Here is a 20,309-nt window from a genome sequence, read left to right as displayed (position 1 = left end):
AATGACAAAATGGAATTATGGCGTCTTCTTCCTTAATTTTTACCATGTAGGACAGCAAGAGCCATCATTAACCATGAGCAATGCGTTAGAAACATTACGTATTATAGATGAAGATACCTCTATCTATGATGTTGTTGCATTTAGCGAACACCACATAGATAAAAGCTACAATGATGAAACGAAATTAGCGCCATTTGTTAGCCTTGGCAAACAAATTCATGTTTTAGCCACCAGCCCTGAAACGGTTGTAAAAGCGGCGAAATATGGGATGCCACTACTGTTTAAATGGGATGATAGTCAACAAAAGCGTATCGAATTATTAAACCATTACCAAGCAGCTGCGGCTAAATTTAATGTCGATATTACAGGTGTTCGTCATCGATTAATGTTATTTGTCAATGTTAATGACAACCCAACGCAAGCCAAAGCTGAGCTTAGCATTTACTTAGAAGATTACCTCTCTTACACCAAAACAGAGACATCCATTGATGAGATCATCAATAGTAATGCTGCAGGCAACTTCGATACGTGTTTACATCACGTTGCTGAAATAGCTCAAGGTTTAAATAATAAAGTCGATTTCTTATTTTGCTTTGAATCGATGAAGGATCAAGAGAATAAAAAATCACTAATGATTAACTTTGATAAACGCATTATTAATTATAGAAAAGAACACAACCTTAACTAATTAAGTTAAGTCAATTTAAATTAAAACTTCGTCAATCATTGTCATTATTAATGGCAGTGTGGCTTCTTACGCTGCCATTAATTTTTTTATTAAGGTGTAATATGACTACTTTATTAGATATTGATACTAACGATATTATTGTTAGTTCAGAACTCGATGATATTATTTTCTCATCATCACCGCTTACCTTAACCTTTGATGAGCAAGAAAAATTAAAGCAAAAGTTTATAATGGAATCATTCCACTACCATTATAAAAATAATGAAGATTACCGTTATTATTGTAATGTCCAAGGTGTGGATGAAAATATTACATCTATCGATGATATTCCTGTATTTCCAACCTCGATGTTCAAGTACGCCAAGCTACATACTGCCGATGAAACCAATATTGAAAATTGGTTCACCAGCAGCGGCACCAGCGGAATTAAAAGCCATATTGCCCGTGATCGCCAAAGTATCGAACGTTTACTGGGCTCTGTGAATTACGGCATGAAGTACTTAGGTGAGTTTCATGAACACCAACTAGAGTTGGTGAATATGGGACCAGATCGCTTCAGCGCCAAAAACGTTTGGTTCAAATATGTCATGAGTCTCGTTGAGCTGTTATACCCAACGACGTTTACAGTCAACGAAGATGAAATTGATTTTGAGCAAACCATCGCCTCATTAAAAGCGATCCAACGTAAAGGCAAAGGTATTTGTCTTATTGGCCCTCCGTACTTTATTTATCTGTTAGCGCTTTATATGAAAGAGCATAACATTGAATTTAATGCTGGCGCTCACATGTTCATCATCACAGGTGGTGGCTGGAAAACAAAGCAAAAAGAAGCGCTTAATCGTCAAGATTTCAATCAGCTATTAATGGAAACATTCAACCTTTTCCATGAAAGCCAGATTCGTGACACCTTCAACCAAGTAGAGCTAAACACTTGTTTCTTTGAAGATAACCGTCAACGTAAGCATGTTCCGCCTTGGGTATATGCTCGTGCACTTGATCCTGTCACGATGATGCCAGTTGAAGATGGTCAAGAAGGCTTAATGAGTTACATGGATGCCTCCTCGACGAGTTATCCAACCTTTATTGTAACGGACGACATTGGCATTGTGCACAACATCAAAGAGCCGGATCTATTCCAAGGAACAACCGTTGAAATTGTTCGCCGTTTAAATACCCGAGAACAAAAAGGCTGTTCATTATCGATGGCGACCAGCTTGAAATAAGCAACAGGACTGAATGATGATTTTTAATTGCAAAATAATAAAAATTGAAGCATCTGATAGCCATGTTTTTAAGGTGTTTATCAAGCCAGACCAATGCTTTCAATTCAAAGCCGGTCAATACGCTATTGTCTATTTGAATAATAAACAGCTACCTTTTTCTATTGCTAACAGTCCAACCTGTAATGAATTAATTGAATTGCATGTTGGTGGCTCAATCAAAGAATCAGCTATAGAAGCAATTTCGCATTTTATCGATGCGTTTATTCATCAAACCGAGTTTAAGATCGATGCGCCACATGGTGATGCTTGGTTACGTGATGAGAGTGAATCGCCACTATTACTAATCGCTGGCGGCACAGGCCTATCGTACATCAATAGCATTCTTCATCATTGTGTTTATAAGCAGTTATCACAGCCTATTTACCTTTACTGGGGGGTAAATAACCATCAATTGCTTTATGCAGATCAACAACTTAAATCATTAGCTGACCAGTTTCCCAATGTGAAATATGTGCCCGTTGTCGAGCATGAACACACAGAATGGGACGGCAAAATTGGCAATGTCATTGATGCTGTAATGGATGATTTTGCCGACTTATCTGACTTTGATATTTATGTTTGTGGTCCATTCGGTATGAGCCGAAGTGCGAAAGATATTTTTACCACAGAGAAAAAAGCCAATGTCGGAAAAATGTATTCTGATGCGTTTAGTTATATGTAGTTAAAAATCATTCATCTCATTATTTATGGTTTTTATCTCAATCAGTCATTAATCATTATTTTTACTCTATTTATTGGGTAACTGCTGGCTTATGCCTGATAAATAGAGTTTTTTATAGGGATAGTATGTTTACAGGAATAATAGAAGCAGTTGGAAATATCAGCGCCATTATTCGTAATAACGACGATATTTCAATGGTTATCAATACCAATCGGCTTGATATTTCGGATGTAAAACTTGGCGATAGCATTGCTAGCAATGGCGTTTGTTTAACCGTATCTAAATTAACGCCAACTGGATTTGTTGCCGATCTTTCAACAGAGACATTAAAGCGTACTGCTTTTCACAGTTACCACGTTGGACAAAAAATCAATTTAGAAAAAGCCATGTTACCCACCACACGCTTTGGTGGTCATATCGTTTCTGGGCATGTTGATGGTATTGGCGACATTATTGAGTTAAAGCGAAAAGGTCGCACCCTTGATATGTGGATTACCGTGCCAATTCACCTAAAGAAATTCGTTTCCGAGAAAGGTTCAGTCTGCGTTGATGGAACCAGCTTAACCATCAACGCTGTGTATCAAAATGTCATTAAATTAACCATAGTCCCTCATACGTTAGCTAACACGACACTTGCCAATGCCACCGTTGGTCAAAAGGTCAATATTGAAGCCGACATGATGGCACGCTACCTCGAACGATTAATCAGCATTGATAAACAAGAATCTAAAAAAAACACTAACGTCTCTATGTCTATATTAGAGAAGCACGGCTTTATCGTATAACTCACTTACGCTGTTGATAAAAAAGGACCTGTTATGACTTTAAGTAGCGCCCAAGAAATCATTAATGATATCCGTCTGGGTAAAATGGTGATCTTAATGGATGATGAAAATCGCGAAAATGAAGGCGATTTGATCATCGCCGCTGACATGATCACCCCTGAAGCGATTAATTTCATGGCGACTCATGGGCGCGGGTTGATCTGCTTAACGTTAACCAAAGAACGCTGCCAGACCTTAAATTTACCGCTTATGGTGCAAAACAATCACGATAAGTTCTCAACTGCATTTACCGTTTCAATAGAAGCTGCCACCGATGTTACGACCGGGATCTCTGCTTATGATCGTGCGAAAACAGTACAAGCCGCCATTGCTCCTAATGCCAGTGCTAATGATATTGTGATGCCAGGTCATATTTTTCCCTTAATGGCGCAAGATGGTGGCGTATTAATTCGTGCCGGTCACACTGAAGCTGGCTGTGATGTTGCACGTTTAGCTGGGCTTGAAGCCTCTAGTGTTATTGTGGAAATTCTTAATGAAGACGGCACGATGGCACGCCGACCTCAACTCGAAGTCTTTGCTCAAAAACACGGTTTAAAACTGGGAACGATTGCTGATTTAATTGAGTATCGTACCCAACGAGAAAGCCATATTGAACGTTTATCAGAAAGTGAATTATGCACTGAGTATGGTGTTTTTAACTTAATCACCTACCGTGACACCATTGATAACCAACTGCATTACGCATTATGTAAAGGTGATATAAACCCTGATAGTGAGACCTTAGTCCGTGTCCATGTTAAAGATACACTGAAAGATATTTTGCATACTGGCGCAACGCAATGGTCTCTACAAGCGGCCATGCAGCGCATTCAAGCCGACGGTGGCGTATTAGTGATCATCAGCCAAATTGAGCCCTCAGCGATGATCCTAAATCAAATAAACCACTTAGATTCAGAGCATCAAGCAAGTTCACCTTTACCTATCGCACCGCAATCCCGACAAATTGGTTTAGGATCGCAAATTCTGTCTGAATTAGGGCTACGCAAAATTCGTTTACTGTCTTCTCAGAGCCAACAATATCGTTCTTTATCAGGATTTGATCTTGAGGTTGTGGAATATATTTGTAACTAGTAAACACTTAGATATTATTGATTCATCATTCTTTTTTACAAATACACTTAGGAAGCTCCATGAATATTATTGAAGGTGCGATCACAGCACCCCACGCCAATGTCGCGATCATCGTTTCTCGTTTCAATAGTTTTATCAATGACAGTCTATTGTCTGGTGCATTAGATACCCTACAACGCCAAGGTCTTGTTAAAGAAAGTAATATTACCGTTGTTCGTTGCCCAGGAGCATACGAGCTACCTTTACTGGCGCAACAACTGGCAAAAAAAGGCAGTTATGATGCCATTATCGCTTTAGGCTCAGTGATCCGTGGCGGTACTCCACATTTTGAATATGTTGCAGGTGAATGTAATAAAGGTTTAGCGCAAATTGCGTTAGAGCATCAAATTCCAGTCGCGTTCGGTGTCCTTACAGTGGATTCAATCGAACAAGCCATTGAACGTGCAGGAACAAAAATGGGAAATAAAGGTTCAGAAGCGGCATTAAGTGCACTAGAAATGATCAACGTGCTAGCGGAAATCGAGCCTTAATTTCCTTATATTTTCACCCGTCATGATGGCTATGATGCCCTACTTCATCATAGCCATTGCCCTTCTAAAGCAATGAACTCAAATAGAATTACTAGGAATATTATGATCACGGTAAGAGCCCGAGTGCCTTTTAAAATCGGGCAAAAAAGTCAGATCCCAGCGGAGTTATTGTCGTTTCATGGCTTTAATTCAGGTAAAGAGCATGTCGCAATTATTTTTAAACAAGCAGATACCACAACCGCCCCTTTAGTTCGCTTACATTCAGAATGCTTAACTGGTGATGTCTTTCATTCTTCGCGCTGTGATTGTGGCGAGCAGCTCAACGAAACAATAGAAAAAATGCACCAATTCGGTGGGATCATTTTATATCTACGTCAAGAAGGACGTGGAATTGGTTTATACAATAAAATCGATGCCTATCACTTACAAAGCCAAGGCATGAATACCTATGAAGCCAATAACCATTTAGGTTTCGCAGATGATCTACGAGATTTTAGTGAAGCGGCAAAAGCATTAATGGCATTAGGCATAAACAAGATCCGTTTAATCACTAACAATCCAAAGAAAATCAATGAACTTCAACAACATGGCATTGAGATCATGGATGTGGTTAACACTCAGGTACACATCAAACAAGACAACGAAGATTACCTAAAAACAAAAGCGTTACACGGCCATCACAACCTCTCTTTATGATCAGCGCAACACGTATATTGAGCGCCCCTAGACAAGAAATTAACGCCGACTAATATTGCGCCATTTAACAATACGTCACCCCTTATGTTAAATGGCGAAAAAACAACCAACCGCTAAATTCACCGCACAGAGTTACCCACTAAATTTGTGGATAACACAATATTACCTTTACTTTTCAACACATTAAGTTTTTCAATAGAAATACGTAATAATCATTACTATTTTCGAAAATATTAATAAATCCCCAAAACGTAAAAAGCCGCACTATTGCAGTGCGGCTTGGTGTTGCTATCAGTGTACTTACTCGGCACACCAATATTGTTACGCTTCGCCACTCATTACGTTGAGCTTGCCGTGTTCGACATAGAAGGTTCGAACCGCTATTTATTGGCGAAGAAGCAAATTTTTAAAAGGTGTCACTTACCAAATTGTTAACAACTAAGTTTTCACTTAGAAGCTTTTACATGCGTAGCTCTTACGATGTTGCTTTTTACTGTGTTGCTTTGTCTACTTTTCACATGTTGCGCGATGCAACTGAGTGATTACTAACAACGGGTCAAAGAGGTCTATTAATAATCACTGATACCTGTACCCGTGAGTCTATGAAATCAGCTTCAATCCTCCGTAAGCTCGAGTAACTATCTCAATACAGGTTAAATTAAATATGGTCGATAATCGCCAAATAGGCAAATTTATCATCTAAAAAATCAGCATTTTCTAACAATATCATTATTTTCATCTAGTTAAGTTCCGTTTTTCTCGTCATTTATTTCTCTTACTCGCAATAACATAGACACTCTTGATCTATTTATCGATACTGACATCAAATTTTATGTTGCAGATACAACAAAGTGAGAATATCATCACTCTGTATTTTGTTGTATGGGTAACAATAATGAAGAAAAATATTTACGCCATCATGCTATATAGCGTCATTGGTTTTGCACTTGCCTTCTCTGCGTTTTTATTAATTGCAGATAACGTATCGCCATTTACCACACAAGCCACCTTGTATAAATCGGTGGTTAATATTGCCCCTGAAGTCTCTGGCAATATCACGCATGTCGATGTCATTAATGGTCAACACGTTAGCGCCAATCAGCCTTTATTTTCTATTGATGCCAAGCCTTATCAAATTGCCGTTGAACAAGCAAAAGCGGAATTACAGCAAGCCAAAGAAGCCAATGCTGGCACATGGCAACAACTTGCAGCAGCAGAGCAAGTGGTATTGCAGAAAAAAACCTTATGGAAAAATGCGCAGACCAAGCTAAATCGCTATCAAACCTTGAGCCATAAAGGCTTAACCACTCGCCAAGAGTTAGATGATGCCATCAGCGCTGCAGATGTAGCAAAAAGCGCCATTTCAGCAGCACAAGCAGATGTACTTAAAATAAAAGCGACGCTATCAGGTAAGAAAAACACCGCAGCCGTTGAACTAGCACAAGCTAAATTGGCACGTGCTGAGTGGGATTTATCTAATACTACGGTTGTGGCAAAAACAGCGGGAACAGTAAGCAATTTACAATTAGATGCAGGGACTTATGTGAATAAAGGTACCCCTATCCTTTTTCTTGTGAATGAAAAGAACAGCTGGTTAAGCGCTGATTTTAACGAAAAAGGTATTGCCCATTTACAACCTGAAAATCATGTATTGATAAGTTTTGATTCCCAACCTGGACGTGTATTTAAAGGTGAAATAGAAAACCAAGATCGCGCCGTGTTTGATGCTAGCAACCCATTAACGCAATTATCAACGGTCAGTAACGATTCACGTTGGATCCGCGAACAACAAAAAATCCGTACTCGCATCGCAGTCAACGTACCGCAGCAAGACGTGATTTCAGGCTCTCGCGCGAGTGTTATCGTGCTCAATGGTAATCCTATTTTAGATGTGATCAGTAGTGCTTGGATCCATGTCATTGCCCTATTCCGCTACATCTACTAAGCGATAATCTCAGGTGAGTGAAGTATGAAACAGTTAATTAGTACAGATGCACTACGCACTAGCTTGATTGTATGTATCTGTATGATGTTCGGAAAACTTTTCCATGTTAATTCACATGTCTATTTTGCTTTATTTCCGATCATCATCGCGACAAAAGTCAAAGACTACAGTTGGAAAGGATTGAGCAAAACCTTCGCCTTGGTATTGCTATCGGCTTACTGTGCGGTTTTCGTATCTGAGGTTTTTAGTGATCACCCTTTTATTATTTGGACGATCAGTATCGTACTCTTCGATCAACTAAGAAAACGGGCAGATTCTCCAGCCAAAGTGGGCGCACTGTTCATGCCAACCATTAACTGGATTTTAAATGTTGTCTTTGCGCTACATACCACTATGGATATGCCGCAACGTTTACACGAAGTGGGACTCGCAATTGTGGTGAGTATCTGCGTTACCAAGCTGTTTTTATGGCTATTGCCACCTAAACCAAAGGCAGGATTTGGCAAACCAAAATCAACGCCCGTTACTGCTAAACAACGTTTAATATCAGTCAGCTTAATTGGCTTGGGTCTTGGCTTTCTAATGATTGTCGATCTGGTTTCTGGTGCATTTTGTATGGTGCCTGTGATTGCAGCAGCCACACAAACCAGCCGAAAGGCTTATTTAAACGTAGTGAAATCACGCTTTATTACCCAAGTAGGTGGATGTGCCATTGCTGCGGTATTTATGCTATTTATCGCGGGCTATCAAAGTAACATTATTCTTTACGGCTTAGGGCTATTTGCGCTTATCTATGCCATTACCCATAAAATTTACCATGATCAAGGTCCACATCAAGAACTGCACGCCGATATATTACTGGCTACCATGTTGCCCATTCAGCTTTATATGTCGAACAGTGAGTTAGGATTAAGTAGCACTTTTCTTCGTGGATGGGAACTTAGCTGTACTTTAGGTATATTGGCACTGTTTTATTTTCTTACTACAACGAAGCAACGTTATGTCACAGAATTACACTGATATTCCAGCACTCAATGAAAGCCTGTCTTTTACTATGGGACTGGCTTACAAACAGTTTCGCAGCCTTGCTACTTCTGCGTTAGCCACTGAATTTGATATTACGTTAGAAATGTTAGGTGCATTACGTGTACTAGGGCATTTAGGTGAAGTTCCGCAACAAGCGGTTTCTGATGCGCTTCATCGTGAACGCTCAGTCACTAAACGCTTAATCGATAACTGCATTAAACGTGAGTTAATTACGGTTAAGAAATCAGAGCAAAATAAAAAAGCACGCTATCTGGTGATCACTGAAAAAGGTCACGACATCGCACAAAAAGCAACGCAATGTGTCGCCAATATCAATCACGATTTCTTCGCCCCATTAAGCGATGAAGAGCGTGATATTTTATTCAAACTTAACAAAAAATTAATTCGCCACGATATACTCGTTAATTCGTAATTCATTTCAGGGACAAATACGATATGGATATTTTCGTTGTCGATGCTTTTACCAACCAACACTTCAAAGGTAACTCGGCGGCAATCATGCCAGTTACCACTTTTCCAGAAGCCGCATTAATGCAGCGTATAGCGGCAGAGAATAACTTATCAGAAACGGCTTTTATCCTCCGTAACAGCGAGAATAATTACGCTATTCGTTGGTTTTCACCACTAACAGAAATTGATTTTTGTGGTCATGCTACCCTCGCATCGGCATTTGTTTTATACGAGTATTACAACCTCAAAGGCAAGATCACCTTTACCACAGAGCACGTCGGCACACTGACAGTAGAACAAAACCATGATGGCAACATTGAAATGAATTTTCCTTGCCAAGCAGGTCTGGAAGTAACGCCACCGAAAGCATTACTGGATGGTCTGTCGATTGCGCCTATCAAGGTGTTACAAAATCGCCAAGCCTACATAGCAGTATTACCGAATGAGCAAGCAGTACACGATATTGTCTGTGATTCAGAGCGACTTAAACAGTTAGCGCCTCACGATATTGTAGTAACAGCCCAATCATCCCAATACGATTTTGTATCTCGTTACTTCTGGCCCGCTAATGGGGGTTATGAAGATCCTGTAACCGGATCTATTCATACTGCACTTGCTCCTTATTGGGCACAGCAGCTCGATAAACGTGAATTAACCGCTTATCAAGCCTCACAACGTGGTGGTGTTTTACACTGTAAAATGATCGAAGATGATCGAATTATCATTTCTGGATCGGCAGTACTATATCTCCGTGGCAAGGTTTACTTATAAGCCTGAAAAAGTGCCAATATCAACAAAGGAGAGATAACCGTTCTCTCCTTTTTTACCGATACTGTTTTAGATTTACTGGCTGTAATCATTTCTTCGAGCAAGATCACCTGTCAGATATTCAATAAACTCGATCTCTAGATTGTTATCATCAAGAAAATAGACGCTACGACGATAAGGGTGATCGCCGCCCCAATGATCTAATTCATAGCCTGCATTCTTAAGCCTTGCGACGGTTGAATCGACACTTTCTACTACAATACCTAGATGCTTAAAACCAGATTGATCGCCTTTCCAATCTGGCACTTTCCCAACACCACCCGAGCTAATGGCAATATAACTGTGTTGATCACCAATGTGATACCAATGGATCGGTTTACCAAACCAATCATCCAGTTTTCCTTCTCCACGTACCTCCCATTTAGGTAACGCCGTTAATAAAAAGTGGATGGTTTGCTCTGGCTTTTTAAGTTGAATATTGATGTGTTCTACATATCCGTTCATGACGTTATTTCCTTGTTGTTATTAAAGTATGTCGCCACTTTAATTCCTCAAGCTAACTTGAGGTCAAGAAGATCATAAAGTTAAAAACCAGCCACAATTAGCAGCATAAAAACGCATATATAAAACATAGAACCGAATAAACACCTATTATTTAAAAACTTATAAAATTAAAAACCAATCTATTAAATATAAATATGATCAGACGAATTACATCGCAATTTAAAATATATTTAATTAACAAATTAACATTAAATTTCAATATAATAGACACACTTAGAATATATAACCACAAAAAGACAGAATGAAAGAATTAATCAGAAATATAATTATTCTAATTACATCATTTATATTGATAGCAAGCCTACCTTTAATCATCGGCATCTTTATCATTTAACGCTATATATTGTTCTCTAACTTTATACGTAAATGAAATTGCTCTATTACTGATAACTAGAACATCATTTAAATACCGTTCTATTTAGCAAAGGAATAATATGACAGCCAAAAATACTTACGAGCCATTTCAATAAAAAACACAACCTTAATGAAAAGTTCATTAATAGAGTGTTAAAGCGATAAAAGAAATAACTTTTAAAACATTATCCTATTCGCTTTTTATAAAACTTCATCGCTATCTTAATTTCCGTCCAATCAATAATATCAAATGGAAAGGATTGAAATGAAGCATACCCTCCGCCCTAAACTCAAACGTTATAACAATAAAATCATCCTTGCTGGCTCTTTAATGCTGACAGCGATGCCAACCTTGGCAGCTAACGTAAACATTGCACCCTCACAACAATCTCCGATAGCCAAAGAGAAGACCCCCATGTTTGTCAGCTTCGGCTTTGACGATAATGTCACTGAAGATGGACTTGCTTGGGTGGTAGACATGCTGGCGTCTTATAGCAACCCACAAGGTCACGACACTTATGCAGGAAAACCGCTATCAGCCAGTTTCTTTGTTAACTGTGCCACAGCAAGAGGCAATGAGGCGATCACCAACCTGTGGAAACTCATGAAATATCAAGGTCACGATATTGGTAACCACAGTGAAAGCCATCCACATGATGGCGCGGGGACAATGACAGCAGAGCAATGGGACAGTGAAATTGCAACCTGTAACCGCTTTTTAACGGCCTCAGAGCAAGAAGACGGCATAGGTGTTGAGAAAGTATATGGTTATCGCGCCCCATTTTTAACTTATAACGACAACTCACTCACCGCACTTATCAATAATGGTATTAGTTATGATGTTAGCTTCCCTGCTGGTATTTCGGGGGATCAAAATGGCACCAATAACCTTTGGCCCTACACTTTAGATAACGGTAGCCCTGATCATGATGTTGCGGTTAATGGCGGCTGGAAACCTGCCATCAATCATTATCCGGAGCTGTGGGAAATTCCACTACATACACTGATTGTGCCACCGAATGATGTCGTTGCCGATTACGGCTTAAACTATTCATTACGTGACAAAATCGCAGCCCGTGTACCTTGGTTTGATACACAATCAGGAAAAGGCGATAACTTTGACTGGAACCTTTACTCAACACCGACCTACTTTGCCGCAGGTCTCAATGCCAATGATGTGCTCGCCATATATAAGTACAATTTAGATCTACGCCTTGCCGGGAACAAAGCACCTCTCGTGTTAGGACTACACTCTGATTTCTATGGCTACTTAAACGGTGAAGAACACGGTGATAAGCCGGAAACCACCGTAGCATCACGCCGTTCGGTACTCACACAATTCATCGCTTATGCCTTAAGTAAACCGGAAGTCCGTTTCGTTAATCACAAACAGCTGATTGATTGGATGGTAACACCAGAGCCACTCACGCTATGTGCCGATAAGCAATGGCAACCACATGATACCTATCAAAAAGGCGATACCGTTGTATTTAATGATAAAACCTATGTCGCTAAATGGTGGACAAGCCATCAAATCCCCGACTTATACCCATCAGCACCTTGGCAACCCCTGCCACACTGTATCATGCCCAAATAGCAACATAATTAGCTGATATTCAAATAAGGAGGCTCAGTCCTCCTTATTTTATTTTGCGATCTTGAGCGTAAAAACAAACAAAACAACGCAAACGATTGCCATTAATTGCATTAAATCGTGCTCACATCACATTTATTTACCACTAGAAAGTTACTATGCAGCACGGCAATTCCCCACCGTTATTTCTATCAATAATATGGATAATTGAATGAAACTAATTAAAACTCTTGCTGCTGTTGCGATTTCATCTGCTTTATTAACAGGCTGTGTATTTGAAAGCGACAACGATGTGATCCCTGTTCGTGAAGTCTCTGTTGCTACGTTTAACCTGTCATTTGACCGCTTTACGTTTGAACAACTTGTCGATGAGATGCAAACAACACCGTCTGTACAACAAACATTAGTGGATGGTTTTATTGCCAATACGCTAAGTGCTGATGACAAAGCGAAAGCACTAAAGATCATTCAAATCAGAAACGTTGCAGCCATTATTCAAAGCCAACGCCCTGATATTATTTTACTGGCAGAATACAATAACGATGGTACAGGCGATGACTTATCCGCCTTAAAGGGTTTCCAAGATAACTACTTATCAGTAGGACAAAGCCTAAATAGCATTGATGGTGGCAATACCCTATCACCAATTCACTATCCATTTACCGAAAGCTATGCAACAAACACAGGTTTAATGAGTGGCTTGGATCTGAATAACGACGGGAAAGTAAATAGCGGTCCAAATGATGCGTGGGGCTTTGGTCAATATCATGGTCAGTATGCGTTTGCTCTCATGTCTCAATTTAAAATTGATAATAAAAACACTCGTACTTTCCAAACTTTCAAATGGAAAGACTTACCGACAGCAACCATGCCTGTGATCAACAACTGTAATGATGAAAAAAATAAAATTCCAGCAGGCATGAGTTGTGGAGATAACTGGTATAGCGATGCTGAGTGGCAACAATTACGTTTATCATCGAAAAACCATGTTGATGCACCTGTGATTATTCCAACACCTTCTGGTGATCAAGTAGTACATATTCTCATGTCACACCCAACACCACCGGTATTTGATACTGTTACAGAAAATAACAAGCTGAAAAACCGTGATGAAATCCAATTTTGGACTGACTATATCGATGGTGCTGAGTTTATTTACGATGACAACGGTAACAAAGGCGGCCTAGCGGATAACGCCAAGTTTGTGATTGTGGGCGATCTTAATGCCGATCCTGAAGCAGGTGACGGCTTTATCGAAACCATCGATACCCTATTAAAGCATCAGCGTGTGAATCAAGAAGCGACCAATGGCGCTTATGTTCCAACCAGCTTTGGTGCTGAATACTGCTTCCCAAGTGGTGAATGTCGCCAAGATAACCCATACCCTAATCGTTTAACCAGCACCTTTGGTTTACAAGTGGATCACGCAATTCCATCAAGTAATCTAAATATTGTTGATTCTGGTGTGTACTGGCCTGCACCGAACGAAGCTGGCTATTTACTGATGAACGATGAGCGCATAGGTAAAGGCAAGGGTAAAGATATTTCATCGGATCACCGCATGGTATGGCTAAAAGCCCGTTTTAATTAATCCATCACGATAAAAGCCGATCATCAGATCGGCTTTTTTATCTCGTTATCATTTATCCGCAGCAGAGAGTAACTTTTCTTCAAATGATAAAGTGGCGGCATTATGCTCAAACACCACACCTGAATGCGATCGTTCTGCCGTTTTTCCTTCCATATAACGATAACTTAATACTTGATTCTCATTCATCGTATCAAAGCTAACATTGCCTTTAAAATCGCCATCTTTAGCCAATGCCATAGAGTTAAAGAAGAAAATAAAAGCCGCTAAGATTGATGTTTTAAATACAGTTTTCATACTCATTTCCTTTTAACTACAGAGAAAGTAATTTCTTATTGTGTTCAACAACTTGTAAAGATACCGCTAGGAATAAAATATCTTTCACTAAAAAGAATGATGTCGTAGGAACACCATCAACCATTTTCCATGTATCAGGCGTTGTGAATAAAAAGCTTAACGTCACAATTGAAAGGACACTCGCTAGAACACCGAAAAACACCCCAGCTTTTGGATTAAAGAAGCTATAAATCAAACCAACCGCAATGATGATTTCACTGATACCAACTAAATTTGAAACACCCTGAACAGATAAAATGCTATATAGCCAGCCCATAAGCGGGTGGTTTTTCACTAATGGCTCTATTGCTGCTGCTTCTGTGGGAGTAAATTTAAAAATACCGATCCACAGTAAAAGTAAAACAACACCGAAAACGCCAGTTTTATAGCTTAAAGGCGTCCTAACCCAACCCGATGACTGCTGCTTTATATTATTCATATTATTTACCTACCAAAAACAAAATTAAACTAAACGGTTTAGTTTAATTTATGTGCTAATTTATCACCTGTCAAGATTTTTGAACTAAACAGTTTAGTTTGATAAAATAAAAGGCAATGACGATTGAGGTAGCTATTTATGTCCAAACAAGAACAAAAGAAAATAAATATTATCAATAAAACCATTGAGTTATGTTCTAAATATGGTTTTCATGGCACCAGTATGGACAACATCACGTCAGCAACGGGTGTATCGAAAGCAACTATTTATAAGTACTTCAATTCAAAAGAGAATTTAATAGCCGAAGCGCTCGCAATCTTTAGCCAACAAGCGATTGAAAAACTGGAATTACTTTACAGTGATAACACCCTAACGTTAGAGCAAAAGCTGTCTAGCCGATTTGATGGACTATTAGACTTGTTTAATCGACATGCTTTTCATGGCTGCTATTTTCAATTGGCTTACAGTGAATTTAATCAAATTGATCCTAATATCGGCCAAATTTGCAGCGGCTATAAACAAAAACGATTAACAATGTTAGATGAGTTATTGCAGAACGAAGGGATAAAAGACGCAACATACAAGGCGAAACAAGCCGAACTTATTTTCAATGGCTTACTTGCTACTTTGCAAATTACAGAAGATCAGTCCCTGATCCCAATCGCCAAAGACATGTATCTGACTGCGATATTAAAAAGCTAATACTGCGATTATTTTATTTGCATTTTTGAGGTCAAAACAAAATAGCACTCTTGCCATTATCGCGTATATTAAATGATAACGACTATCATTTAATTAGGCGGTATTTATGGACACAAGCGAACTACTTCCACTCTATGTTGTTATATCTCTAGTTTTGTTTCTGTTTTTTGTCGTGTTTTTATACATCCAACTTTCCATTAAAGCGAAAAAAGACAGTATTGGTGGCTGTTGCATAAAACAAGTGAAAGACGAGACAAAAAGTAAAACCGATACGCCATAATTTTTCTAAAGAGTCACACATTATGTGGCTCTTTTTCTTTATGACATCAAACATTTCTCCCTTCTTTATGTTTTCTTTCCCTAACAATGGCATAGTTATTTAAAACCTAATAAGACGAGTAACACATGGAATTGAGTGTAGGACAAGTTGCGAAACGCGCAGGAGTCAGTGTTTCGACATTACATTTTTACGAACAAAAAGAACTGATTATTAGTTATAGAACGGCGAGCAATCAACGTCGCTATAAGCGCTCTGTACTGCGCCGTATTGCTGTAATTAAAGCGGCGCAAAATGTCGGTTTAACGCTGCAAGAAATCAAACAAGCCTTAGCTCATATCCCATTAAATGAGAATGTGAAAAAAGAACAATGGGAACAACTGTCTACGATTTGGCATCAAAAACTTGAAGAAAAAATGCATGAATTAAAGCAACTTCAAACTCAGTTAGGGAGTTGCATTCAGTGTGGCTGTTTATCAATGGAAAGTTGCGCGCTGTATAACAATAACGACAGCAATGGGATCATGACAGCAGGAGCAAAACTCAGCGCTCCAAAATAATAGAACGTGTATTAATAGAGAAAAACTATAGTTCTACCTTACGGAGCATAACTTATCAAAATTAAAACAGTCGCTAAGCATCAATGCCCTACCGCATATATTCCACTCAGTTTTCATGTAACTAGCACTTCGTAACGCGTTGTTGCCCCTTTAGTATTTAGAACAGATACTCATTCTTATAGTTTTCTATTTAATAAGACTAATTAAATACATTTCTTACTTTCTATATTTCAAATAGACACTTTGAAACAAAATAATGCAATCAAGCTCATGATATTTATGAATTAAAGTGATTATGATTGTGATGCTTTAGGGAGCTTATTTTGCGTGAAAGTAAGAAGGCTTATTAATGCACTATTAAGCTTCAAATGCGAGCCTATGTAATTCTTACTTAATGGATTTAAATAGAAACAAGGAGAAACGGCATGACAAACGAAGATCTAAGTGTAAAAGCGTTAGCAGCAGTATTCTATGAATTGAATAAAAAAGGAATAGATATTGGATCAATTAAGCAATCAGCAAAAGCCGGAGTAATGGGAACTGAAAAATATGCTCCAGCAAGTACTGCTCATAAACCAAAGGTTGTAGACGTAATCGAAAAAGCGTATGAAAGTGCTCAGTACTACATTGGACTAGATGCCTAACAATAAATTCATGAAGAGTTAAGTTAGTTGCTGTGTTGCTCACTACTTAACTAAGCTTCATATGAAAATCGAGGAAACAATATGTCTTTTATTTATCATACTCATAAGTTTAGAAACGCTCTGGCGTACTTAATTGAATTTGAGTCGTATAAGTTACTCGATTGTAATGGATGGGCTTGTTTGAATAGTTTTCCAAGCGGAAGCTGTGGAGTCGTATCTGATTTATTAGGTACCTACCTAAAAGAGAAAGGATTTTCTGGTGTTAAAGTCATTCGTGCAAATACACAGAGTGAGATATTCCCGGGTATAAATTCACACGCTTGGGTTGAAGTTAATGGAAAGTATGTAGACATCACTGGTCATCAATTTCCTCAAGTATCTAATTCTCGCATTTCTATTCAGGATAAACATCCGTCGGGTTGGTTGTACCGCTATGCTCAAGAAGCGAAAGGCGACTTTGCCTATGATGAAGGCGAGCCATCAATTGACATTTACACTGAATTGTATCAATTAGTAGCGCAGCGAGCGGAGAGCATGTAACAAATAAGAATATGTGTCACTCTGCCGACACTATCCAAAGTGTTGGACAAGCCCAAATAGAGCTGTATCCATAACACGCTTTTGTCCAAAAATAGGTTAGCTCATGGGTATGTATAGCTTTTAAAAGATAGATAGCATTTTCTGGTAATAATCAAAACGAAAAAACGGCTCGATGCTTAAGCAAAGAGCCGTTTCTCCGTTCCATATACTTTGGGGTTCCAAACCAAAGTATCACCCGAGCCGTTCCACTCGGAAAATCATTGCGTTACTGCAAGTTATGCGTGCAATAATGCCATTGATTCTTTTGCAATTACCCACTCTTCATTAGTTGGGATAACCATTGCAACTGGCGTGTTTGGCTTGGTGATCACACCTTGTGCGCCAAAACGTGCTGCTGCATTTGCTTCTGTATCTTCTTGGTAACCGAAGATCTTCATTAGGCGAAGAATTTCGCTACGGATTGGCATTGCGTTTTCGCCAATACCGCCTGTGAAAATCACAGCGTCTAGCTCATCTAATGCCACCATGTATGAAGCAACGTATTTCGCAACACGGTAAGTAAATAGTTCAAATGCTAGCTTAGCACCGTGGTGATTTGGATGGGTCTCATCTTCCATCGCTGCAATAATGCCACGACAGTCGCTGGTAAAGCCTGACACACCTAGGAAGCCAGAGTTTGTTACTAGCTCTTTCTCTAGACGATCTTGCGTCCAACCTTTCTTCAATAGGTACTCAAGAATACTTGGGTCGATATCACCACAACGGGTACCCATCATCAAACCAGCAAGTGGCGTAAAGCCCATTGATGTATCAACACTTTCACCGTTTTTAACCACACATACTGATGCGCCGTTACCTAGGTGAACAGAAATGAAGCTTGAAGCCTCAACTGGCTTGTTCATCACTTTTGCAGCTTCACGTGTTACGAAGTAGTGGCTAGTACCATGGAAGCCGTAACGACGGATGTTGTACTCTTTGCTAACTTCTTGAGAAATTGCATAAGTATATGCTTTTTCTGGCATTGTCTGGTGGAATGCAGTATCAAATACCGCGTACTGAGACAATGTTGGGAATGCTTTGCTTGCTGCACGCATGCCGATAACATGAGCAGGGTTGTGTAATGGTGCGAGATCGCTTAGTGATTCGATATCAGCGATAACTTGCTCATCAATTTTCACGGTGTGAGCAAATAGGTTACCACCTTGAACAACACGGTGACCAACAGCCACGATGTCTTCTTTCATACCTAGCTCATCAACAAGCGCTACGATACGGTCAACAGCTTGTTGGTGGTGGTTTTCTAAACCGTCTAATTTGTATTCGTGTTTTTCGCCATTTACTTTCCAGCTTACTACTGCTTCAGGGAGGCCAAAGCACTCACCAAGGCCACTTAACGTAGCTTCACCGTTGACAGTATCAATTAAAGCAAATTTAAGTGAAGAACTACCAGAATTGATTACAAGAACTAAAGAATTGCTCATGGTTATCTCATCAGAATTTTTAAGGGCAAATTTCGGATATTGCTATCCACCTTGAAGCCAGCTCACTGAAAATGTCGAAAAATATATCTATCAACAAGCTTGCCTAACCATCTTACTCAATTTTATTTGAAAGTCTCAACTTTTGTTTTAAAAAAGCCTCAAAAATTGATTTTTTACTGGTTTAGATCAATTTTATAACTAGAAATCGATTTCATCCGCATAAAAATGCACCAAGCATTCAAATTTAGTTGAGTATTTACCGTAGAGTAAACCATAAAAAAGCGGTTTCAAGCATCTAATAATTGTAAATCTATGTAATATTGCGCTGTATCAGGAGGTTATAATAACAAAAGAGAATAAGAGAGGTCCTCTACAAGGAAAACATCAATCCCTTAGAGAATATTTGTGGATTTTTTTGCTATATTCAATTTTTTTTGATGTGCGTTAAATAATGTTGATAAAGCGCATCCACTTGCGAGCTACACATCAACGGCATGGCTGCTTTTAACTCGTCTTTTGACCAATGCCACCATTGCATTTCCAATAACATTGCTATGTGGGGCTCTGAAAAACGTTTTTTCACACAGCGTGATGGATTACCGACCATGACGGCATAAGGTTCTACATCTTTCGTTACTACAGCACGAGTCCCAATCACGGCACCATTTCCAATCGTAACGCCAGGCAGAATGACACATTCCGCGCCCAGCCATACATCATTGCCAACGACGGTATCCCCTGCTCGCTTGATCCCTGACTTTACGCCTTCGCCAAATTCCGCAAAATCAAACGGGAAGCTGGAAATCCAATCATGTCGATGACCTTGATTACCTGACAACATAAACACCACGCCTGATGCAACTGAGCAATAACGCCCGATGATCAATTTATCAACGTCACCAAAAATGCCCGATTGCCACACTTCTGCACTGGATTTATCACCGAGTAAATAGTGGACGCATTGATCTTCAAAATGATGTTGGTGGTAATAGCCAGAATAGTAGCTGTAGTCTCCCACATCTATATTAGGATTTGTGATGTGGCGTTTGATCTCATACCCCCCTAACCAAGAGGGAAAAATAGTGGGTTCCATATCAAACCTTCTTTGTTCTTTGTGCAATAAACTATGTATCCCCAAGTGACTTCAATGACATGTACCCATTGCTGCAAGTTATTCTCATTGAATCTAGTACCTTGATGCGACTTAGGTATATTATCTGGTGGTACTCATCAATTGGGATGTAAT

The 20,309-nt window shown here is 39.3% G+C and carries 23 protein-coding genes; 18 read left to right on the top strand and 5 right to left on the bottom strand.

Annotated features, from left to right (window positions below; genetic code table 11):
• Nucleotide 1 precedes the first annotated feature (1 nt).
• From Q7657_RS01330 to Q7657_RS01280, 11 genes are all read left to right on the top strand, one after another.
• On the top strand, nucleotides 2-688 hold the full coding sequence (locus Q7657_RS01330; protein WP_107167174.1) for an LLM class flavin-dependent oxidoreductase: 687 nt from the start codon (nucleotides 2-4) through the stop codon (nucleotides 686-688).
• Nucleotides 689-789: 101 nt separating this feature from the next.
• A complete protein-coding gene (gene luxE / locus Q7657_RS01325) occupies nucleotides 790-1,911 on the top strand; it encodes a long-chain-fatty-acid--protein ligase LuxE (RefSeq protein ID WP_053987807.1) in 1,122 nt (373 codons plus the stop codon).
• 13 nt (nucleotides 1,912-1,924) lie between these two features.
• Nucleotides 1,925-2,632: a flavin mononucleotide reductase LuxG gene (luxG, locus tag Q7657_RS01320; RefSeq protein WP_498827185.1), complete on the top strand. Its 708-nt coding sequence runs from the start codon at nucleotides 1,925-1,927 to the stop codon at nucleotides 2,630-2,632.
• A gap of 125 nt (nucleotides 2,633-2,757) precedes the next feature.
• Complete coding sequence (locus Q7657_RS01315; RefSeq protein WP_053987805.1) at nucleotides 2,758-3,417, top strand: riboflavin synthase; 660 nt, start codon at nucleotides 2,758-2,760, stop codon at nucleotides 3,415-3,417.
• A gap of 33 nt (nucleotides 3,418-3,450) precedes the next feature.
• Nucleotides 3,451-4,548, top strand: coding sequence for a bifunctional 3,4-dihydroxy-2-butanone-4-phosphate synthase/GTP cyclohydrolase II (ribBA, locus tag Q7657_RS01310; RefSeq protein ID WP_107167176.1), 1,098 nt, complete (start codon nucleotides 3,451-3,453; stop codon nucleotides 4,546-4,548).
• Nucleotides 4,549-4,607: 59 nt separating this feature from the next.
• Nucleotides 4,608-5,078 (top strand): 6,7-dimethyl-8-ribityllumazine synthase, encoded by a 471-nt coding sequence (ribH, locus tag Q7657_RS01305; RefSeq protein ID WP_107167177.1) that lies wholly within the window; start codon nucleotides 4,608-4,610, stop codon nucleotides 5,076-5,078.
• Between the two features lie 102 nt (nucleotides 5,079-5,180).
• The gene (locus Q7657_RS01300; RefSeq protein ID WP_053987802.1) at nucleotides 5,181-5,774 is read left to right on the top strand and encodes a GTP cyclohydrolase II; all 594 of its coding nucleotides are present in this window, start codon (nucleotides 5,181-5,183) and stop codon (nucleotides 5,772-5,774) included.
• Between the two features lie 895 nt (nucleotides 5,775-6,669).
• On the top strand, nucleotides 6,670-7,719 hold the full coding sequence (locus Q7657_RS01295) for an HlyD family secretion protein (RefSeq protein WP_107167178.1): 1,050 nt from the start codon (nucleotides 6,670-6,672) through the stop codon (nucleotides 7,717-7,719).
• A gap of 24 nt (nucleotides 7,720-7,743) precedes the next feature.
• A complete protein-coding gene (locus tag Q7657_RS01290) occupies nucleotides 7,744-8,739 on the top strand; it encodes a DUF2955 domain-containing protein (protein ID WP_107167179.1) in 996 nt (331 codons plus the stop codon).
• A complete protein-coding gene (locus tag Q7657_RS01285) occupies nucleotides 8,720-9,178 on the top strand; it encodes a MarR family winged helix-turn-helix transcriptional regulator (protein WP_107167180.1) in 459 nt (152 codons plus the stop codon). The genes Q7657_RS01290 and Q7657_RS01285 overlap by 20 nt, the downstream gene beginning before the upstream one ends.
• Before the next feature lie 23 nt (nucleotides 9,179-9,201).
• The gene (locus Q7657_RS01280) at nucleotides 9,202-9,987 is read left to right on the top strand and encodes a PhzF family phenazine biosynthesis protein (protein ID WP_107167181.1); all 786 of its coding nucleotides are present in this window, start codon (nucleotides 9,202-9,204) and stop codon (nucleotides 9,985-9,987) included.
• Between the two features lie 72 nt (nucleotides 9,988-10,059).
• On the opposite strand, the gene Q7657_RS01275 is transcribed toward Q7657_RS01280, so the two are convergent.
• Complete coding sequence (locus tag Q7657_RS01275) at nucleotides 10,060-10,488, bottom strand: VOC family protein (RefSeq protein WP_107167182.1); 429 nt, start codon at nucleotides 10,486-10,488, stop codon at nucleotides 10,060-10,062.
• 679 nt (nucleotides 10,489-11,167) lie between these two features.
• On the opposite strand from Q7657_RS01275, the gene Q7657_RS01270 reads away from it, so the two are divergent.
• Together Q7657_RS01270 and Q7657_RS01265 are read left to right on the top strand one after the other, a co-directional pair.
• Nucleotides 11,168-12,499, top strand: a complete 1,332-nt coding sequence (locus tag Q7657_RS01270; RefSeq protein ID WP_107167183.1) for a polysaccharide deacetylase family protein — start codon at nucleotides 11,168-11,170, stop codon at nucleotides 12,497-12,499.
• A gap of 208 nt (nucleotides 12,500-12,707) precedes the next feature.
• Nucleotides 12,708-14,087 carry an endonuclease/exonuclease/phosphatase family protein gene (locus Q7657_RS01265; protein WP_107167184.1) on the top strand — a complete coding sequence of 460 codons (1,380 nt, stop codon included), beginning with the start codon at nucleotides 12,708-12,710 and terminating at the stop codon, nucleotides 14,085-14,087.
• Nucleotides 14,088-14,135: 48 nt separating this feature from the next.
• Here the strand turns inward: Q7657_RS01265 and Q7657_RS01260 are convergent, their stop codons facing one another.
• Together Q7657_RS01260 and Q7657_RS01255 are read right to left on the bottom strand one after the other, a co-directional pair.
• Nucleotides 14,136-14,381 carry a hypothetical protein gene (locus Q7657_RS01260; RefSeq protein ID WP_107167185.1) on the bottom strand — a complete coding sequence of 82 codons (246 nt, stop codon included), beginning with the start codon at nucleotides 14,379-14,381 and terminating at the stop codon, nucleotides 14,136-14,138.
• A 16-nt stretch (nucleotides 14,382-14,397) separates the two neighbouring features.
• Complete coding sequence (locus tag Q7657_RS01255) at nucleotides 14,398-14,859, bottom strand: DUF417 family protein (protein ID WP_053987793.1); 462 nt, start codon at nucleotides 14,857-14,859, stop codon at nucleotides 14,398-14,400.
• Nucleotides 14,860-14,997: 138 nt separating this feature from the next.
• Between Q7657_RS01255 and Q7657_RS01250 the strand changes: the two genes are divergently transcribed.
• The 5 genes from Q7657_RS01250 (at nucleotide 14,998) to Q7657_RS01230 (ending at nucleotide 17,582) form a co-directional block, all read left to right on the top strand.
• Nucleotides 14,998-15,561: a TetR/AcrR family transcriptional regulator gene (locus Q7657_RS01250; protein ID WP_053987792.1), complete on the top strand. Its 564-nt coding sequence runs from the start codon at nucleotides 14,998-15,000 to the stop codon at nucleotides 15,559-15,561.
• Between the two features lie 106 nt (nucleotides 15,562-15,667).
• Nucleotides 15,668-15,841 carry a hypothetical protein gene (locus Q7657_RS01245; protein ID WP_008988585.1) on the top strand — a complete coding sequence of 58 codons (174 nt, stop codon included), beginning with the start codon at nucleotides 15,668-15,670 and terminating at the stop codon, nucleotides 15,839-15,841.
• 125 nt (nucleotides 15,842-15,966) lie between these two features.
• Nucleotides 15,967-16,398, top strand: coding sequence for a redox-sensitive transcriptional activator SoxR (soxR, locus tag Q7657_RS01240; protein ID WP_008988584.1), 432 nt, complete (start codon nucleotides 15,967-15,969; stop codon nucleotides 16,396-16,398).
• Between the two features lie 425 nt (nucleotides 16,399-16,823).
• A complete protein-coding gene (locus Q7657_RS01235; RefSeq protein WP_107167186.1) occupies nucleotides 16,824-17,042 on the top strand; it encodes a hypothetical protein in 219 nt (72 codons plus the stop codon).
• 81 nt (nucleotides 17,043-17,123) lie between these two features.
• The gene (locus Q7657_RS01230) at nucleotides 17,124-17,582 is read left to right on the top strand and encodes a hypothetical protein (protein ID WP_107167187.1); all 459 of its coding nucleotides are present in this window, start codon (nucleotides 17,124-17,126) and stop codon (nucleotides 17,580-17,582) included.
• Nucleotides 17,583-17,857: 275 nt separating this feature from the next.
• Here Q7657_RS01230 and Q7657_RS01225 read toward each other — a convergent pair whose 3' ends face one another.
• Together Q7657_RS01225 and Q7657_RS01220 are read right to left on the bottom strand one after the other, a co-directional pair.
• The gene (locus tag Q7657_RS01225; RefSeq protein ID WP_107167188.1) at nucleotides 17,858-19,063 is read right to left on the bottom strand and encodes an acetate/propionate family kinase; all 1,206 of its coding nucleotides are present in this window, start codon (nucleotides 19,061-19,063) and stop codon (nucleotides 17,858-17,860) included.
• A 424-nt stretch (nucleotides 19,064-19,487) separates the two neighbouring features.
• A complete protein-coding gene (locus Q7657_RS01220) occupies nucleotides 19,488-20,156 on the bottom strand; it encodes a CatB-related O-acetyltransferase (protein ID WP_107167189.1) in 669 nt (222 codons plus the stop codon).
• Between the last annotated feature and the right edge of the window lie 153 nt (nucleotides 20,157-20,309).

This window comes from Candidatus Photobacterium acropomis (assembly GCF_030685555.1).
Taxonomy (GTDB): domain Bacteria; phylum Pseudomonadota; class Gammaproteobacteria; order Enterobacterales; family Vibrionaceae; genus Photobacterium; species Photobacterium lucens.
This window is presented reverse-complemented; position numbering and strand designations above follow the sequence as displayed.

What these genes read in the sequence shown, in the direction of transcription:
- Q7657_RS01330 (WP_107167174.1), top strand. Translation starts at nt 2, where the DNA reads ATGACAAAATGGAATTATGGCGTCTTCTTCCTTAATTTTTACCATGTA.
- luxE (WP_053987807.1), top strand. Translation starts at nt 790, where the DNA reads ATGACTACTTTATTAGATATTGATACTAACGATATTATTGTTAGTTCA.
- luxG (WP_498827185.1), top strand. Translation starts at nt 1,925, where the DNA reads ATGATGATTTTTAATTGCAAAATAATAAAAATTGAAGCATCTGATAGC.
- Q7657_RS01315 (WP_053987805.1), top strand. Translation starts at nt 2,758, where the DNA reads ATGTTTACAGGAATAATAGAAGCAGTTGGAAATATCAGCGCCATTATT.
- ribBA (WP_107167176.1), top strand. Translation starts at nt 3,451, where the DNA reads ATGACTTTAAGTAGCGCCCAAGAAATCATTAATGATATCCGTCTGGGT.
- ribH (WP_107167177.1), top strand. Translation starts at nt 4,608, where the DNA reads ATGAATATTATTGAAGGTGCGATCACAGCACCCCACGCCAATGTCGCG.
- Q7657_RS01300 (WP_053987802.1), top strand. Translation starts at nt 5,181, where the DNA reads ATGATCACGGTAAGAGCCCGAGTGCCTTTTAAAATCGGGCAAAAAAGT.
- Q7657_RS01295 (WP_107167178.1), top strand. Translation starts at nt 6,670, where the DNA reads ATGAAGAAAAATATTTACGCCATCATGCTATATAGCGTCATTGGTTTT.
- Q7657_RS01290 (WP_107167179.1), top strand. Translation starts at nt 7,744, where the DNA reads ATGAAACAGTTAATTAGTACAGATGCACTACGCACTAGCTTGATTGTA.
- Q7657_RS01285 (WP_107167180.1), top strand. Translation starts at nt 8,720, where the DNA reads ATGTCACAGAATTACACTGATATTCCAGCACTCAATGAAAGCCTGTCT.
- Q7657_RS01280 (WP_107167181.1), top strand. Translation starts at nt 9,202, where the DNA reads ATGGATATTTTCGTTGTCGATGCTTTTACCAACCAACACTTCAAAGGT.
- Q7657_RS01275 (WP_107167182.1), bottom strand. Translation starts at nt 10,488, where the DNA reads ATGAACGGATATGTAGAACACATCAATATTCAACTTAAAAAGCCAGAG.
- Q7657_RS01270 (WP_107167183.1), top strand. Translation starts at nt 11,168, where the DNA reads ATGAAGCATACCCTCCGCCCTAAACTCAAACGTTATAACAATAAAATC.
- Q7657_RS01265 (WP_107167184.1), top strand. Translation starts at nt 12,708, where the DNA reads ATGAAACTAATTAAAACTCTTGCTGCTGTTGCGATTTCATCTGCTTTA.
- Q7657_RS01260 (WP_107167185.1), bottom strand. Translation starts at nt 14,381, where the DNA reads ATGAAAACTGTATTTAAAACATCAATCTTAGCGGCTTTTATTTTCTTC.
- Q7657_RS01255 (WP_053987793.1), bottom strand. Translation starts at nt 14,859, where the DNA reads ATGAATAATATAAAGCAGCAGTCATCGGGTTGGGTTAGGACGCCTTTA.
- Q7657_RS01250 (WP_053987792.1), top strand. Translation starts at nt 14,998, where the DNA reads ATGTCCAAACAAGAACAAAAGAAAATAAATATTATCAATAAAACCATT.
- Q7657_RS01245 (WP_008988585.1), top strand. Translation starts at nt 15,668, where the DNA reads ATGGACACAAGCGAACTACTTCCACTCTATGTTGTTATATCTCTAGTT.
- soxR (WP_008988584.1), top strand. Translation starts at nt 15,967, where the DNA reads ATGGAATTGAGTGTAGGACAAGTTGCGAAACGCGCAGGAGTCAGTGTT.
- Q7657_RS01235 (WP_107167186.1), top strand. Translation starts at nt 16,824, where the DNA reads ATGACAAACGAAGATCTAAGTGTAAAAGCGTTAGCAGCAGTATTCTAT.
- Q7657_RS01230 (WP_107167187.1), top strand. Translation starts at nt 17,124, where the DNA reads ATGTCTTTTATTTATCATACTCATAAGTTTAGAAACGCTCTGGCGTAC.
- Q7657_RS01225 (WP_107167188.1), bottom strand. Translation starts at nt 19,063, where the DNA reads ATGAGCAATTCTTTAGTTCTTGTAATCAATTCTGGTAGTTCTTCACTT.
- Q7657_RS01220 (WP_107167189.1), bottom strand. Translation starts at nt 20,156, where the DNA reads ATGGAACCCACTATTTTTCCCTCTTGGTTAGGGGGGTATGAGATCAAA.